General features: G+C 66.7%; 12 protein-coding genes. 8 read left to right on the top strand and 4 right to left on the bottom strand.

What is annotated here, in order from left to right; all coding sequences use genetic code 11:
* Positions 1-228: 228 nt before the first annotated feature.
* The 4 genes from ACFPME_RS08570 (at position 229) to ACFPME_RS08555 (ending at position 2,940) form a co-directional block, all read left to right on the top strand.
* Positions 229-969, top strand: coding sequence for a hypothetical protein (locus tag ACFPME_RS08570; RefSeq protein WP_377304163.1), 741 nt, complete (start codon positions 229-231; stop codon positions 967-969).
* A gap of 91 nt (positions 970-1,060) precedes the next feature.
* Positions 1,061-1,891: a transporter gene (locus tag ACFPME_RS08565; RefSeq protein ID WP_377304161.1), complete on the top strand. Its 831-nt coding sequence runs from the start codon at positions 1,061-1,063 to the stop codon at positions 1,889-1,891.
* A 176-nt stretch (positions 1,892-2,067) separates the two neighbouring features.
* The gene (locus tag ACFPME_RS08560) at positions 2,068-2,370 is read left to right on the top strand and encodes a LysM peptidoglycan-binding domain-containing protein (RefSeq protein ID WP_377304159.1); all 303 of its coding nucleotides are present in this window, start codon (positions 2,068-2,070) and stop codon (positions 2,368-2,370) included.
* Between the two features lie 33 nt (positions 2,371-2,403).
* Positions 2,404-2,940: a hypothetical protein gene (locus ACFPME_RS08555; RefSeq protein WP_377304157.1), complete on the top strand. Its 537-nt coding sequence runs from the start codon at positions 2,404-2,406 to the stop codon at positions 2,938-2,940.
* A 57-nt stretch (positions 2,941-2,997) separates the two neighbouring features.
* Here ACFPME_RS08555 and ACFPME_RS08550 read toward each other — a convergent pair whose 3' ends face one another.
* Entirely contained in the window at positions 2,998-3,381 is a 384-nt protein-coding gene (locus tag ACFPME_RS08550; RefSeq protein WP_377304155.1) for a hypothetical protein, read from the bottom strand.
* A 78-nt stretch (positions 3,382-3,459) separates the two neighbouring features.
* A complete protein-coding gene (locus ACFPME_RS08545) occupies positions 3,460-6,870 on the bottom strand; it encodes an SNF2-related protein (protein ID WP_377304153.1) in 3,411 nt (1,136 codons plus the stop codon).
* 352 nt (positions 6,871-7,222) lie between these two features.
* Here ACFPME_RS08545 and ACFPME_RS08540 point away from each other — a divergent pair, with 352 nt between their 5' ends.
* Together ACFPME_RS08540 and ACFPME_RS08535 are read left to right on the top strand one after the other, a co-directional pair.
* A complete protein-coding gene (locus ACFPME_RS08540; protein WP_377304151.1) occupies positions 7,223-9,451 on the top strand; it encodes an NADP-dependent isocitrate dehydrogenase in 2,229 nt (742 codons plus the stop codon).
* A gap of 161 nt (positions 9,452-9,612) precedes the next feature.
* Complete coding sequence (locus ACFPME_RS08535; RefSeq protein ID WP_377304149.1) at positions 9,613-10,635, top strand: TraB/GumN family protein; 1,023 nt, start codon at positions 9,613-9,615, stop codon at positions 10,633-10,635.
* Between the two features lie 51 nt (positions 10,636-10,686).
* Here ACFPME_RS08535 and ACFPME_RS08530 read toward each other — a convergent pair whose 3' ends face one another.
* Both ACFPME_RS08530 and ACFPME_RS08525 read right to left on the bottom strand, forming a co-directional pair.
* Entirely contained in the window at positions 10,687-11,631 is a 945-nt protein-coding gene (locus tag ACFPME_RS08530; protein WP_377304146.1) for an aldo/keto reductase, read from the bottom strand.
* Positions 11,632-11,716: 85 nt separating this feature from the next.
* Entirely contained in the window at positions 11,717-11,899 is a 183-nt protein-coding gene (locus tag ACFPME_RS08525; protein ID WP_377304144.1) for a hypothetical protein, read from the bottom strand.
* Between the two features lie 102 nt (positions 11,900-12,001).
* Between ACFPME_RS08525 and ACFPME_RS08520 the strand changes: the two genes are divergently transcribed.
* Positions 12,002-12,922 carry a LysR substrate-binding domain-containing protein gene (locus ACFPME_RS08520; RefSeq protein WP_377304142.1) on the top strand — a complete coding sequence of 307 codons (921 nt, stop codon included), beginning with the start codon at positions 12,002-12,004 and terminating at the stop codon, positions 12,920-12,922.
* 61 nt (positions 12,923-12,983) lie between these two features.
* Positions 12,984-14,102 carry an S-(hydroxymethyl)glutathione dehydrogenase/class III alcohol dehydrogenase gene (locus ACFPME_RS08515; RefSeq protein WP_377304139.1) on the top strand — a complete coding sequence of 373 codons (1,119 nt, stop codon included), beginning with the start codon at positions 12,984-12,986 and terminating at the stop codon, positions 14,100-14,102.
* Positions 14,103-14,211: the final 109 nt, after the last annotated feature.

The raw sequence follows: 14,211 nt of genomic DNA, 5'->3' as shown, positions 1-14,211 counted from the left end.
CAGCGTCGAATGTGGTGCGCGACACGCTGCAAGTGTCGACTCGCTCACGCAATCAAGCAACGGAATCGTCAATGCCGTGCAGCCTGCGAAACGCGTGCTGAACAGACATGTCTCCGATACTTGTGCGCCGAACAGGGATGACGAAGGATCTGCGAAGACGTCACTCGTGCAACACACGGTATCGTCTCGTCAGGCCTTCCGCTTTTGCTGCATCTCCAGGAGTACCCCGTGAATTCCAGTCATCTCAGATCCACGTTGATCAGCATCGCCGTGTTCGGTGCACTGTGCGCAGCACCCGTCATGGCGCAGAGCGGCTCGCCAGCCGACCCACCTGTTTCCACGGTGACCACAAACCACGAATCGGCCCGGTTGAGCACCGAGTTCGCAGACCTCGCCGGTTCGGATGCCAATGCACGGGCGCTGGTCGACGGCTTGCGCGATGGCACTGCGATCACGCTCGACGAGGCGACCCAGAATGCCGACGGCACCACGACCACCACGCCGATGACCTTCCAGCCCGCCACCGGGAAAATGGGCTACGGCAATGTGAAGATCGCACTGTCGCTGGCCGACGCGACGCTCGCCAAGGCCGGCATCACCGACCCTACCTCGGCTGAGCTGGCCGCCGCATTGAACGGCGGCACGCTGGTGCTGGCCGATGGCACCAGCGTCGACCTGAACGGCGTGCTGGCCCAGCGCGCCGCCGGTGAAGGCTGGGGTCAGATCGCCAAGGCCGATGGCTTCAAGCTGGGCGATGTCATGCGTTCGCCGAAGGCGGTGGGCAGTTCCGCCGCGAGCGGACATGCACACGCCCACGTGGAGCACGTCGAACTGGCCAAGGCGCATGGTATCGACCGGCCGTCCAAACCCGATCGCGTGAGCAAGGTGGATCGCCCCGATCGTCCGAGCCGGCCGGATCGTCCCGAGCGCCCCGATCATCCCGATCACGGCGGTCGTCCGGGCGGCTGAGCCAACCACTCTCTGCGACGTGACTGTACTCAACAGGTCCGGTGTGATGCCGGGCCTGCTCTATTTCCCATACCTGCAAGGAAACACCTTGATGCGTAACCCACAACACTGGTTGATCGTCGGCGGTCTGCTGCTGGTCGGTGCACCGGCGGCTCACGCCGCCACTTCGGACGGCGACCAGTTCAGCGTCTCCGCTGGCGCCGATTACAGTAGTGGCAAGTACGGCACCGACACCACCACCGACATTTGGTCGGTGCCGGTGACGGCGGCGTATCAGACCGATCGTTGGACGTTCAAGGTGATCGTGCCGTACATCAACATCAGCGGCGCCGGCAACGTGATTCCCGGCGTGGGCAAGGTGAAGAACGGCAATCCGAAGAGTCGCGGCCACGGCAATGGCGGCAATGTTCCGGTGCCGTCCAGCGTCAGCAGCGGATCGGCCTCCGGTCTGGGCGATGTCACGGCCTCGGTCGGCTACGAGCTGTTCGGCAGCGCCGACCGCACGTTCGGGCTCGATCTCACCGGCAAAGTGAAATTCGGTACCGCCGATGCCGACAAGGGTCTCGGCACGGGCCAGAACGACTACGGCATCGCGCTGGATACTTACAGGGTGGCCGGCGCCTGGACCGCGTTCGGCGGCGTCGGCTGGATGAAATATGGCAGCTCGCAGTACATCCAGTTGAAGAACGGCTTCAACGCGAACGTCGGCGCCGATTACAAACTGAACCCGGTCAACAGCATCGGCGCGTACTACTACTACCGCGAGCGGATCGCCGATACCGGCGCTTCGCAGAGCGAGCTCACCGGCTACTGGAACCACAAGTTCAACGATAGCCTGCGTGTGCAGGCCTATGCGCTGGCCGGCTTTGCCGACGGCAGCCCGGACTACGGCGTCGGTGCATCGTTGAAGTACAGCTACTGATCGTCCGGCTCCGTGCGCGATATCGCACGGAGCTCTGGTCGGCACGCCTTGATCGCGCCGCGATCCGCGAACCGTCGCGTGCACCCCACCCAACTGAATGCCTCGTCAATTCGCTCACAACCCGTTAACCGGAAGGTGGTTATCACTGAGGCTCCTTCCGAGACGGAGACGGTTCGATGGGTGATGAAAACAACAAGTCGGATTTCTCCGGGGTGGGAGGTGGCGTGGCGTCCACCGCGGCTGACATGCCGCCCGCCGCCAAGGCCGATTTCAGTGATGTGCAATCGCACGTCAGTTCGACCGTGGACGAGGCCGCCATCTACACCGTGATGGCTGGCGACAGCCTGTCCGCCATCGCCGCGAAGTTCTACGGCAACGCGAATGCATGGAAGACGATCTTCGATGTCAATCGCGACCAGCTCACGGATCCGGACCGGATCAAGCCGGGCCAGATGCTGAAGATCCCCGCCAAGTCCTGAAGTCCCCTCACGTTCCGAAGCAGGAGATGCCTCATGAAGACGACCCATGCAACAAAGATCCGCCAACCCCTGATCCTGACCGCCGCGCTGGCTTCCGCTCTGGCGCTGAGCGCCTGCGGCAAGAAGGACGAATCGGCCTCGTCGATTCCCGGCACGCCACCGCCCTCGGCCAGCGCGCCGACGATGGCGCCGGCACCGGCCTCCACCGCAGGCATGATGGCCCCGGCCAGCAGCGGCACCGCGGCTGCGGTCACGCTCAACGCGGTGGAGTTGGGATCGACCGTGGACGCCAACAACAAGATTCTCGCCAGCGGCACCAGCTTCGCGCCGAAGGACACCATCTACGCGTCGGTTGACACCAGCGGCAGCGGCACCGCCACGGTGGCGGCCAAGTGGACCTATCAGGACGGCCAGACCGTGCACGAGGACAGCAAGACCATCAATGCCGCAGGCCCGGAGACCACCGCGTTCATGATCAGCAAGCCTGGCGGACTGCCGGTGGGCAGCTACAAGGTCGCCATCTCGCTGAACGGCAATCAGGTCGCCAGCAAGGACTTCACCGTCAAGTAGATCGCCCGGGCGATCTGTCACGGGGCAAGGGTGCGGCCATGCCGCACCCTTGCCGTTTCAGCCGGTCGAAACCCAAGGCGCCGACGCCGCGGCTTGCGGTTGCAGCGGCAGGCCCGTGCGGCGGTAGAACCGCTCGGCCAGATGCGCCCGGTGTGCGGCCCGTTCCGTCGCCGCAAGCCCGGCGCCCACCAGTTCGACGTGCCGGCACACCGCCAGGCTGGCGAGCTGGGTGCCGATCACTTCGGAGCGGCGGTGACTGTCGCCCTGCCAGAACACCGCCACCCAGCCTTCTTCTTCGGCGGCATGCGATTCGTCCACCGGCAGGATCAGCGTGCCGTCCAGCAGCGACAAGGCGCACTCATGGCCATCGGCGTGCTGACAGGTATACAGGGGCAGAAGCTGGGCGATGAAATCGACGATCGACTGGCTCAGGTGGCTCATGACGTTTCCCTGTCGGTGGATGGTGGGTGGTGGGTGGTGCAGCACGGGGCAACGGCCGAGCGCCGGTGTGGCCGCCCGTTACAACGGCGCGAACAGTTCGGCCAGGTCGGTTTCGTTGAAGCGCAGTTGGGTGGTGGCACCGCCGCCCTCCAGCACGGCGCGCGCCAGCTCGGCCTTGCGGCCCTGCATCGCCTGGATTTTCTCCTCGACGGTGCCGGCGCAGATCAGCCGGTAGACGAATACCGGCTTGTCCTGGCCGATGCGGTGGGCACGGTCGGTGGCCTGCGCCTCGGCGGCCGGGTTCCACCACGGGTCGTAGTGGATCACGGCGTCGGCGGCGGTGAGGTTGAGGCCGACGCCGCCGGCTTTGAGGCTGATCAGGAACACCGGCACGGTGCCGCCCTGGAAGCGGCGCACCAGGGCGCTGCGCTGGCCGGCCGGGGTTTGTCCGGTGAGGATCTGGTGTTCGATGCCGCGCTTGATCAGCGCCGTCTCGATCAGCGCCAGCATCTCGGTGAATTGCGAGAACAGCAGCACCCGGCGGCCTTCGCCGAGCAGGCCGTCGAGCAGTTCGAGCAGGGCGTCGAGCTTGGCGCTGGCGGTGATCTTCTTCGCGCTGGCCAGTTTGACCAGCCGTGGATCGCAGCAGGCCTGGCGCAGCTTCAGCAGGGCGTCGAGCACGATGATGCCGGACTGTGCCAGGCCGCGCTCCTTCACCGCCTGGCGCACGCGCTCGTGCTGCGCCAGGCGCAGGGTTTCGTACAGCGCGCGCTGGTCGCCTTCCAGTTCCAGCGTGCGCACGATCTCGGTCTTGGCCGGCAGGTCGGTGAGCACGTCGTCCTTGCGCCGGCGCAGCAGCAGCGGGCCGATGCGCCGGTTGAGCCGTTGCTGGCGGTCGACGTCGCCATGTTTTTCGATCGGCGTGCGATACAGCCTGGTGAACTGGCGCTGGGAGCCGAGCAGGCCCGGTTCCACCGCGTCGAATTGCGCCCACAGCTCACCCAGGTGGTTTTCCAGCGGCGTGCCGGTCATCGCCAGCCGGCGCGTGGCGGGGATTTCGCGCACCACGCGCGCGGCCTGGCTCTGCGCGTTCTTGATCGCCTGCGCCTCGTCCAGCACCAGCAGCGCAAAGCATTGTCCGAGCAGTTGTTCGCGATCGCGCGGCAGCAGCGGGTAGGTGGTGATGATCAGGTCGTGGCTGGCGATCTCGTCGTAACGGTCGGCGCGCGCGGCGCCGTGGATCACCAGCACCTTCAGCGCGGGCGCGAAGCGCGCGGCCTCGCTTTGCCAGTTGCCGACCAGACTGGTCGGGGCGACCACCAGCGCGGGTTGCTCCAGTCGGCCGCGCTGCTTTTCGCCGAGGATGTGCGCCAGCACCTGCACGGTTTTGCCCAGGCCCATGTCGTCGGCGAGGATGCCGCCGAGCCCGGCCGCGCCGAGAAAGTCCAGCCAGGCCAGACCATCGCGCTGGTAGGGACGCAAGGTGGCCTGGAAACCCCTGGGTGCGTCGACACTGCGCTTGAGGTTCTGCCATGCGTCGAGGTGGGCGCGCAGCAACTCGCCGCCGTGCCAGTGCAGGTGTTCGTCCAGCGTGGCGAGCAGCGGCGCCTGGCTGCGGTGCAGGCGCAGTTCGCCGTCGCCTTCGAGCCATTCCAGCAGGGGCTCGATCAGCGTGCGCAGGCGGCTCAGCGGAATCTCGGCGCTGCGCTTTTCGTCCAGCAGCACACGCCAGCTGGCGTTCTTCTTTTCGCCCTTGGCCGGGTGGCGCGGAAAGCCGGGGTCGGCCAGCAGCCGGCGCAACACCGGCAGCAGGTCGATCCGCTGGCCGCCGACATCCACGCCCAGCGAGACGTCGAACCATTGCGTGCCGCTGGGTTCGAGGTCGGCGTGCCAGTGGTCGATGTCGACCAGTTCGTCGTGCGGAAAGCTGGCGTCGTAGTCGAGCCGGAAGCCGGCGTCGGCGAGCACGTCGAGTGCCGGCTTCCAGTCCTCCGGACACAGCGGCGGCTGGCGTTCGTGCGGTTGCAGGACGAAGTCGTTTTCGTCCAGCGGTTGCCGGCGCAGGCCCTGTTCGCGGGCGTACAGGACGGCCTCGACCATGCCGAGGTTTTCGAGCTGCTCCTCGGCGTGCTTCTCGGCGTCCAGGTCGCGCACGATCTCCAGCACCTGGTCGCCGCGCATGATGCGGGTGGTTGGAGCGCGGGCATCCGGATCGGGCGCCAGGAGGTGGCCGCCGTAGTCGTAGGCCAGTCGTGCGCAGCCCAGCGCGGTGGTCATGCGCGGGCCGCTCCATGTGTGCTGGATCGAAAGCTCGATCACGCGCAGTTGCAGCAGCGGCTGCGGCGTCGCCTGCACGATCTGCACCGGTGCGCGCTCGTCGGGCAGCGGGATCAGCAAGGTGCCTTTGTGTTCGCGCAGTTGCCGGCGCAGCGCGTCGACCTGCTCGGGCAATACGGGCGGCGCGTGCGCGATGCTGTCGAGCAGTTGAGCGGCGCCCTCGACCCGGCCCCAGGTTTGCGAGAGGGACAGCACGTACCAGAGACCGGCACCGCGCAGCAGCAACGGGGCTTCGCCTTCATCGACGCTGGCCACCAGTTGCTGGCTGCCGTCGGAGCGACCAAGCCAGCGTATCCGCAGCGGCAGGTCCGGTCCGCGTGACAGCGGTGCCGAACCCTTCTCGAAATAGACCGGGTAGTGGGCGAGTACGGTTTCCAGCGCCTGTTCCTGATGTGAGGCGTGAATGGTCGTCCAGTGCTGGTTGCCGATACGGGTGTGTTGCTGATGCAGCAGCACGGCCAGTGCGCCGGCGACCCCGTTCGGCCAGCCGCCGTCCGGAGCCGGCAACGGGCCGGCGCGCTCGTGCAAGTGCAGTGGCTGGGGATCGACCAGCGCGGCGCGGCGGGTCTTGCCGGGGCGCATCCATACCGGGTTGATCAGCAACTGGCCATGGGCGTCACCGCGCAGCAGCACCCCGAATTCGCGTTGCGGGTCGACCACGGTGGCGACCTGGCCGGGTGGCGAGTCGAGCCGTTGCAGCCATTGCGACCAGGCGTGCATGCTGGTGTTGGTGGCATGGGGTTCGTGCATCCAGGCCGCTGCCGGGCGCGGCGTCGTCGCGGGGCGGCGGCCGGGCGATGGTTGGCGGGCGCTGGCGCTGACTGGCCACGTCGACGGTGGCAGGTTCGCCGCCAGCAGCAGCATCGCGGCGGCATGCTTGCAGTCCACATCCATCGGACAGCTGCAGTGGGTGTCCAGGGTCAGCGAGGCGTCGCGGGCCTGCACGTCGACGCGGCAATGGTAGGGCTGGCGCGCACTGCCCCGGATGTCGCCCTCGAGGGTGCAGCTGTCGGCGTGGTCGCCGGGCGTGAACTGGATCGCGACCACCCGTTGCCGACGCGCATAGTCGGCTGCCCGCTGCAAGGTGCGCGCGTCGAAGTTCGAGACCCATTCGGCGTGTTGCAGCAATTGGTGCAGACGATCCGGGATCATGGAAAGCGGGCGACGACCGAGGCAACTGCGTATTCTCGCATGCCGTGGCCGGATGGCCCGGACGGCCTTGTCGGCCCGTCTCGCAAAGGCGTGCTCGTCCGGACAAGGGGTGCCTGACGAAATATACTGGGAGGGATGTGCCAGCGGCCTTGCCTCGGTGGGGCCGCGATCGAGAAGTCGCCGCGATGGGAATCGTCGAACGCCGGCTCGTCATCCCTGCGCAGGCACGGCTCCAGTGCCGCCTGAAGTCGCTGGCTTCCTGCCTGCGCGGAGATGACGGCAACGGGCGGATGGCCGGTTCCCGGCGGCAGCACCTTCATCAATGTTGTCGCCAAAGAGGCTCGCACCGACCATGTCCAACACGCCAAAGATCATCTACACATTGACGGACGAGGCCCCGTTCCTGGCCACGCAGTCGCTGCTGCCGATCGTCGCCGCGTTCACCGGCACGGCCGGCGTCGCGGTGGAAACGCGCGACATCTCGCTGGCGGCGCGCATCATCGCGCTGTTCCCGGAAGCGCTGAAGGAAGGCCAGCGACTGGCCGACGACCTGGCCGAGCTGGGCCAGCTGGCGACCACGCCGGAGGCGAACATCATCAAGCTGCCGAACATCAGTGCCTCGATGCCGCAGCTGAAGGCGGCGATCAAGGAGCTGCAGGGCCAGGGTTATACGCTGCCGGAATACCCGGATGCGCCGAAGGACGACGGCGAGAAAGACGTCAGGGCGCGCTACGACCGGGTCAAGGGCAGCGCGGTGAATCCGGTGCTGCGCGAGGGCAATTCCGACCGCCGCGCGCCGATCTCGGTGAAGAACTACGCGCGCAAGCATCCGCACAAGATGGGCGCGTGGAGCAAGGATTCGAAGACCCACGTGGCGCACATGGACGGCGGCGACTTCTACGGCACCGAGAAATCCGCGCTGGTTCCGAAGGCCGGCAGCGTCAGCATCGAATGGTTCGGCAAGGATGGCAGCCACGCCGTGCTGAAGCCGAAGACCGCTCTGCTGGCCGGCGAGATCATCGACGGCGCGGTGATGAGCCGCAGGGCGCTGGCTGCGTTCGTCGACGCGCAGATCGCGGACGCGAAGCAGCAGGGCGTGCTGTTCTCGCTGCACCTGAAGGCGACCATGATGAAGGTCTCCGACCCGATCATGTTCGGCGTGGTGGTCGGCGAGTTCTACAAGGATGTGCTGGCGAAGCACGCCGCTGCGCTGAAGCAAATCGGCTTCAATCCGAATAACGGCATCGGCGACCTGTACGCGCGCCTCGGCTCGCTGCCGGAAGCGCAGCAGGCGGCGATCAAGGCCGACCTGGACGCCGAGTACGCACAGCGCCCAGGCGTGGCGATGGTCAACTCGGACAAGGGCATCACCAACCTGCACGTGCCCAGCGACGTGATCGTCGATGCGTCGATGCCGGCGATGATCCGCGACTCCGGCAAGATGTGGAACGCGCAGGGCCAGTTGCAGGACATCAAGGCGGTGATCCCCGACCGCAGTTATGCCGGCGTCTATCAGGCGACCATCGAGGACTGCAAGGCGCACGGTGCGTTCGACCCGGCCACCATGGGCAGCGTGCCGAACGTGGGCCTGATGGCGCAGGCGGCCGAGGAGTACGGCTCGCACGACAAGACCTTCCAGATCGCCGGCGACGGCGTGGTCAAGGTGCTCGACGAAGCCGGCACGGTGCTGCTGCAGCATGACGTGGAAGCCGGCGACATCTGGCGCATGTGCCAGACCAAGGACGCGCCGATCCAGGACTGGGTGAAGCTGGCAGTGAGCCGCGCGCGGCACACGCCGGCGGTGTTCTGGCTCGATCCGGCCCGCGCACACGACGCGCAGGTGATCGCCAAGGTCGAGCGCTACCTGAAGGACCACGACACCAGCGGCCTGGACATCCGCATCATGGATCCGGTCGCCGCGACGAAGTTCTCGCTGGAGCGCATCCGCCAGGGCCTGGATACGATCTCGGTCACCGGCAACGTGTTGCGCGACTACCTCACCGACCTGTTCCCGATCATGGAACTGGGCACCAGCGCGAAGATGCTGTCGATCGTGCCGCTGATGGCCGGCGGCGGCCTGTTCGAGACCGGCGCCGGCGGCTCGGCGCCGAAGCACGTGCAGCAGTTCCTGGAAGAGAACTACCTGCGCTGGGATTCGCTCGGCGAGTTCCTCGCGCTGGCTGCGTCGCTGGAACACCTGGGCAACCGTTACGGCAACACCGAGGTGGACGTGCTGGCCAAGACGCTGGACCAGGCCAACGGCAAGTTCCTCGACACCGACAAGTCGCCCTCGCGCAAGATTGGCGGCATCGACAACCGCGGCAGCCACTTCTATCTGGCGCTGTACTGGGCGCAGGCGCTGGCCTCGCAGGACACGCACGCCGGGCTGAAGGCGAAGTTCGCGCCGCTGGCCAAGGCGCTGCAGGAGAACGAGGCAACCATCGTGGGCGAACTTGCCGGCGTGCAGGGCAAGCCGGTGGACATCGGCGGCTATTACCACCCCGACCTGTCCAAGGTCAGCCGGGCCATGCGTCCCAGCGCAACCTTCAATGCGGCCCTGGCGGCGCTTGCCGGGCGTTGATGGTTTCTCGCAGGGGCCGTCCATGCGGCCAGACAGAAGCAGGGCTGCGCTGCCTCGTACCTGTTGGCATCGGGAAAGTTCAAGCGTGGCCGGGACGGCAGCAGCCTGCGGCTCAGACGAGCCCTGCCACCATGGTGGCCTCGTCCCACCGGAATATCCCGATGCGCCTGCGGTTAGCGATGCTGTTGTCGATATGGTGCGGCCTCGTGCAGGTTGCCGCGGCGCAATCGGAGGCTGCCCGCGCCGCGCCGCCGGTGGCCGATCTTGCCGCGGTAGTGGTTACCGGCGCGCAGCCGGGCCCCGGGCTGTGGCGGGTATCCAGACGCGATCCCGCCACCGGCGAGCATGTGATGTGGGTGTTGGGCACGCTGTCGCCGTTGCCGCGTGGCATGCAATGGCAATCGCGCGAACTGGAGCAGGTGATCGGCGGGTCGCAGCAAGTGCTGCTGCCGCCGTCGGTGAAGGTCAAGGCGGACGCGGGATTCCTCGGCAAGCTGTTCCTGCTGCCGTCGGCGTACAGCGCACGCAAGAACAGCGATGGGCAAACCCTGCAGCAGGTGCTGCCACCACCGGTGTATGCACGCTGGCAGGTGCTCAAGCAGAAGTACCTCCCCGATGATCGCGGCATCGAACGCTGGCGGCCGATCTTCGCGGCTCAGGAGCTTTACAGGAAGGCGATCAAGGCCAACGACCTGAGCCGCAGCGGCGGCGTGCAGGCCAGCATCGACGCATTGGCCTCGCGTCACGCCGTCACCGAAGTGCCGACCAGTTATCAGGTGGTGATCGAACATCCGCGTGCGGCGATCAAGGCATTCAAGGCTTCCGCGCCACACGACACCACGTGCTTCATCCGCACGCTGGACAGCATCGAGCACGACATGCCTGCCATGAAGGCGCGCGCCAACGCATGGGCCACCGGCGATCTGCAGAAACTGCGCGCGTTGCCGGACAGCGCCCGCCATGAGGCCTGCATCAGTTCGCTCATCGACGCGGGTTTTGCGCAGAGTCTGGGGCTCGACGACGTGCCGGCAAGGCAGGCCGCGCTGTGGCTTGCCGCCGCGCGCAAGGCCCTGGCGGGCAATGCGCAGACGTTCGCGATACTGCCGATGGAAGAACTGCTGAAGCCGGATGGCTATCTGGCGAAGCTGCGGGCCGAGGGCTACGAAGTCGAGGCGCCCGAGTAGCGCGCATCGATCTCCCAGACACCTGCCGCAGATTCTTGAACGTGGGGTCGATCAGGCGCTGGCCAGATCCAGTCGTGCGATCTCGTCGGGATCCAGCTCCAGCGTCGTGGCGCCCAGCAGTTCCTGCCATTGTCCGACGCTGGTGGCGCTCACGATCGGCGCGGTGAGGCCGGGCCGGGCGATCAGCCACGCCAGGGCCACCTGGGCCGGGGTGGCATGGTGCGCGGCGGCCACGGCATCGAGCGCAGCGAGTACCTGCAAGCCGTGCGGATTCAGGAATTTCTTCACCGCGCCGCCGCGCGCCGCGCTCTTGGCCAGGTCGGCGGTGCTGCGGTATTTGCCGCTGAGGAAGCCGCTGGCCAGGGCGTAATAGCTGATCACGCCGATGTTCTCGCGCCGGATCAGCGGTTCCAGCTCCTTTTCGTAGCCGGCGCGGCTGACCAGGTTGTACTCCGGTTGCAGGCTTTCGTAGCGTGGCAGTCCATGCTTCCTGGACACGGCCAGCGCCTCGGCGAAGCGCGCGGCGCCGTAGTTGGAAGCGCCGATCGCGCGCACCTTGCCCTGGTCGATCAGCCGTCCAAACGCGTCCAGGGTTTCTTCCAGTGGCACGCTGGCGTCGTCCTCGTGCGCCTGATACAGGTCGATGCAGTCGACCTGCAGGCGGCTGAGCGAACCGTCGACCGCCTGCTGGATGTTCGCCGGGGACAGCCCGGGCTGCTGCACCCATTTGCCCACCTTGGTCGATATCACCACTTGTGCGCGTTTGCCGCCTTGCTTCAGCCAGCGGCCGATGATGGTTTCCGATTCGCCGCCCCGATTGCCCGGCACCCAGGCGGAGTAGACGTCCGCCGTGTCGATCAGGTTGCCGCCGGCGTCGACGAATGCGTCGAGCAGTTCGAACGAGCGCTTTTCATCGACGCTCCAGCCGAACACGTTGCCGCCGAAGGCGAGCGGGGCGATCGAAAGCGTTGAATTGCCCAGTGGACGCTTGTGCACAACGGATCACCTTGGAGGATGGAAGCGGCAAGCATGCACCCGTCTGGGCAAAGCAGCGTAATGCCCCCATTGGGAGGCCTCTGGCTCAGCGCGGCCCCACCAGGCGCGGCCACACCGACATGCAGCATTTCACGACAGCCGCCTGGACCTGACTGGCGCGGGCCTTGTCCCGATCCGCTTCGGTGTCTGCCTCCGCGCTCCAGGTCAAATCCTCCTTGTGCACGAGATGGCCGTGCAGGAAAAGCAGGTCTTTCCAGATCGAATTCATGGGAAAATCTCCGGGGGGTGGCTTGGGGTGCGCTCAAGGTACGCGCACGGCAGGCCCCGAAATAGCGATATATTCGCAAGCCAGACTTGAGGAAAATTCACTATGAGCAAGCCGCCGCTGGCGCTGCTGCAACAGTTCGTGCTGGTCGCCCGGCTGGGCAACCTGTCGCGCGCGGCGGCGCAGGCGAACCTTACCGTCAGCGCGCTCAGCCACCAGATGCGCCAGCTGGAAGAACGCCTGGAACGGCGTCTGTTCGAGCGCGGACCGCGCGGGGTGACGCTGACGGTCGAAGGCTGCAGCCTGCTGGAAGCGGTCGGCGAACATTTCGACGGCATCGAGCACGCGCTGTCGCACTACCGCACGCGCCACCACGATGCGCTCACGCTCAGCGCCAGCCCCGGCATCATGTCGAGCTGGCTGGTGCCGCGGCTGCCGCGGCTGGTTGCCGCGCATCCGGAACTGGAGATCACCTTGCAGTCGGGTTCGGCGCTGGTGAATTTCGCGCGAGAGCCGGTGGATGCCGGGCTGCGCTACGGCCGAGGCGAGTGGGCTGGCCTGCGCAGCGAGCGCCTGTTCGGCGAATGGATCGCGCCGGTGGCCGCGCCCGAGCTGGTGGCGAAAATGGGCGGTGCCGATCCGGGCGATCTCTCGCATTGGCCGTTGCTTGGCGACCCCAATCCGGGGAATCGCTGGCTCGACTGGTTTGCCCGCTACGGCGGCACGCCGCCGAAGCGTTATGTGGCGCATTTCGACAGCGTCGATGCGCTGCGGCATGCAGCCCTGGAGGGGCTTGGCGTGGGACTGGGGCGGATGGTGACGTCCAAGTCGCTGATCGATGCCGGCCGTTTGCAGGTACTGGGCAACAACTATCTGCCGGTGCCCGAAGCGTACTGGCTGGTCTATCCGCCGCGCTCGCAGGAGCACCGCGGCCTGCAGGTGTTCCGCGCGTGGCTGCTGGCCGAGGCGGACGAGTACTGCCGGCAGATGCCGGGCATGGGCGAGTGTGGCGCGGTCGAGGGCTGATGCGGCGAGCGGGTACCATGAGACGTTCAACGTATCCGTATCGCATCGAGGAGTCCGCATCATGAAGTCGCGCGCCGCCGTCGCCTGGGAAGCAGGCAAGCCGCTCAGCATCGAACAGGTCGACGTGGCCGGGCCGAAGGCCGGCGAGGTATTGGTGCGCATCGTGGCCACCGGTGTCTGCCATACCGACGCGTTCACCTTGTCCGGCGACGACCCGGAAGGCCGGTTCCCGGTGATCCTGGGCCACGAGGGTGGCGGCATCGTCGAGGAAGTCGGCGAAGGCGTCACTTCGCTGCAGGTCGGCGATCACGTGATTCCGCTGTACACGCCCGAGTGCGGCGAATGCAAATTCTGCCGCTCCGGCAAGACCAACCTGTGCCAGAAAATCCGCATCACCCAGGGCCAGGGCCTGATGCCGGACGGCACCTCGCGCTTCTCGCTCAACGGCAAGCCGCTGCTGCACTACATGGGCACCAGCACGTTCAGCGAATACACCGTGCTGCCGGAAATCTCGGTGGCGAAGATCAACAAGGCGGCGCCGCTGGAGAAGGTGTGCCTGCTCGGCTGCGGCATCACCACCGGCATCGGCGCGGTGCTGAACACGGCCAAGGTCGAGCCGGGCGCAACGGTGGCGGTGTTCGGCATGGGCGGCATCGGCCTGTCGGTGGTGCAGGGCGCGGTGATGGCGAAGGCCGGGCGCATCGTGGTGGTCGACACCAATCCGGCGAAGTTCGAGATGGCGAAACTGCTCGGCGCGACGGACTTCATCAATCCGAAGGACTACCCGGACACGCCGATCCAGCAGGTCATCGTCGAGCTCACCGACGGCGGCGTGGACTATTCGTTCGAGTGCATCGGCAACGTGCACGTGATGCGTTCGGCGCTGGAGTGCTGCCACAAGGGCTGGGGCGAGTCGATCATCATCGGCGTCGCCGGCGCGGGCCAGGAGATCTGCACGCGGCCGTTCCAGCTGGTCACCGGCCGGGTCTGGCGCGGCTCGGCGTTCGGCGGCGTGAAGGGCCGCTCGCAGCTGCCGGGCTACGTCGAGCGTTACCTGGCCGGCGAAATCAGGATCGACGAGATGATCACCGAGGTGCTGCCACTTGAACGCATCAACGAGGCGTTCGACCTGATGCACGAGGGCAAGGCGATCCGCTCGGTCATTCACTATCGGCTCTGATGTTGCGGCATCGGGGCCGCCGAGAAATGCGCGCCCGCGCGTCCCGGCCTTTGCATGGATGGCATGATTCAGCCCTTGCCCGGGCGTGTGTCGGCTAAAATGGATCGGC

It is taken from the genome of Rhodanobacter umsongensis (genome assembly GCF_042654965.1).
Classification (GTDB): Bacteria; Pseudomonadota; Gammaproteobacteria; order Xanthomonadales; family Rhodanobacteraceae; genus Rhodanobacter; species Rhodanobacter umsongensis.
This window is presented reverse-complemented; position numbering and strand designations above follow the sequence as displayed.